Genomic DNA, 2012 nt, shown 5'->3' on the forward strand with positions numbered 1-2012 from the left:
GTTGCATCGGCTTGAGGGTTAGCCCCGCCCTCCGGGTCGAGGGGCCGCCCGCGCAGGCGGCGAGCAGCAGCGACAGTGTGAGCGAGACCAGTCGGCGCGAGGCGGGCAGGCTCATGGCGCGGTAGCCGCGCGCACGGTTGGCGCGAGTTTCTGCAACAGCGCTTGCGCCAAAAGATCATAGCCCGCCGAGGAAAAATGCATTCCATCCTCCGTGCGTAAGCTCCGCATCCGCCCGTCGGCCCCTTTGGTGTGGGAGGCGTAATCGCGGTTGCTATCGACCGACATGTCCCAAATCGGGAAGAAGGTCGCCCCGGCTGCCACAACGGCGGGCTCGTAGAGCCCGTTCAGATATTCAGCGTCTTTCGAGACCGTCGAGTCGCGCATGATCGGCAGCCCCACCCAGAAGGTCGGGATATGGCGCTCCTTCAAGGGCGCGAGGATCGCCTGAATGCGCTCGATATAGGCGGTGCGCCACGCCTCGGTGCGGAAATAGAACTGGCGGCGACCGTCGGCGAACGTGTCTTGCCGGTCGTTCAGGCCGAACGACAGGATCACCACATCCGGCTTTTCGGTCTCCAACAGCGCGGGCAGCGACGCGGGCCAGTCGTAAACATCGGGCCGGGCGAGCCCTGTACCATTTTTGCCACGCCGAATCAGCTTTACGCTGGGATCGCGGATCAGCGCGCGGGTCAGCCCGCCCCACAGCCCGTCAGCCATCGAATCGCCGAATATCAGGATCGTTTTAGACGCAGGGCTGGCCGTTTGCGTCGGCGGCTCTCCGCTTCCGGCCTGCGCGCCTGCCCAGCCCGAGGCCGAGAGCATGACACTCCAAACCATTGCAATGACGATTAAAATCCAACGCTTGCCCATTCTTCGCCTCTGCACCGCCGCGCCGATTCGGACCCGTGGGGGCTCCTTATAATAAGGAGTCGGTATTTTTATCCCCGCCCGTCTTACGGCCTTTTGGTTTTGCGCCCTCCTGCGGCGGAAATCAACTCCCCCGCAGCGACGGGCTGTTGTCATACCGCCACACTGTTGCGTCTCGACAACCCTCCAACCGAATAAAAAATCAATAAAAACAAGGAATTAGAGTTGACACCTACGGGCAGTTTATCGATTGTGAGCGGGCTTCGGAGGATGAGCCTTCCGGCGTGGAGCCAATATTGCTCCGCTCTCTTGAGATTCTATTGAAAAGATCGCATCGGCCCATGATAAAGACGATGAAACATTCGATCGCCTCCGGGTTTCTGTTGAGCTCGATCCTGTTCCTCAGTCTTTCTGCTTCCGCTGATCCAATTGTTCTTCGTCGGGGCACCAGTGTTGCCGTTACCAATAGTAGCGCCCATGATTTGCGCGCGGCGTTCGGCGAAAAATCCGTTCTGACCGCCGAGGCGCTCGCCAAGCACCAGCAGATCATCGCCAAAGCCGAGACGCGGCAAAAGCAACTGGGCACCAAGCAGGATGTGATCGGCAAGGGCGATACGCTGGCGATTGTGCTGGCGCGCGCCGGTGCCCCGTCCAATCAAGCCGCCGATGCGTTTGCTGCCGTCACCAAAGTGTTCAATCCGAAAGACCTGCGCCCTGGCCAACAAGTTTCGGTGCATCTCGCTCCCGCCGACGAGGGCGACGGTTTGCTGCTGCAAAGCTTCGCCCTGAAAGCCAGCGTCGAGCGCGACGTTGCGGTCGAGCGCCAGCCGGATGGCAGCTATAAAGCCGCCGATAAGCTAAAGCCACTGACCACCGAAATTTCGCGCGCCTCAGGCACCATCGACAATAGCCTGTTCGTGTCCGGCACCGGCGCGGGCATTCCGGTCGATGTGATGATGGAGCTGATTAAAATCTTCTCCTATGACGTCGACTTCCAGCGCGACATTCAGCCGGGCGACGGGTTCGAAGTGGTGTTCGAGCAGAAGATCACTCAAGACCGTAAGCTCGCGCGCAATGGCCGCCTGCTTTATGCGTCGATGACTCTGTCGGGCACGAGCCTGAAGCTGTTCCGCTTTGAGGGCGAT

The 2012-nt window shown here is 60.4% G+C and carries 1 protein-coding gene and 1 pseudogene; one reads left to right on the top strand and one right to left on the bottom strand.

Features of this window, described 5'->3' with window-relative positions; all coding sequences use genetic code 11:
* Positions 1-111: 111 nt before the first annotated feature.
* Complete coding sequence (locus tag VZ95_RS17965; protein WP_045777078.1) at positions 112-870, bottom strand: SGNH/GDSL hydrolase family protein; 759 nt, start codon at positions 868-870, stop codon at positions 112-114.
* A 350-nt stretch (positions 871-1220) separates the two neighbouring features.
* On the opposite strand from VZ95_RS17965, the pseudogene VZ95_RS17970 reads away from it, so the two are divergent.
* A pseudogene (locus VZ95_RS17970) lies at positions 1221-2012 on the top strand (hypothetical protein); the annotation flags it as partial.

The organism is Elstera litoralis (assembly GCF_000963705.1).
GTDB lineage: Bacteria > Pseudomonadota > Alphaproteobacteria > Elsterales > Elsteraceae > Elstera > Elstera litoralis.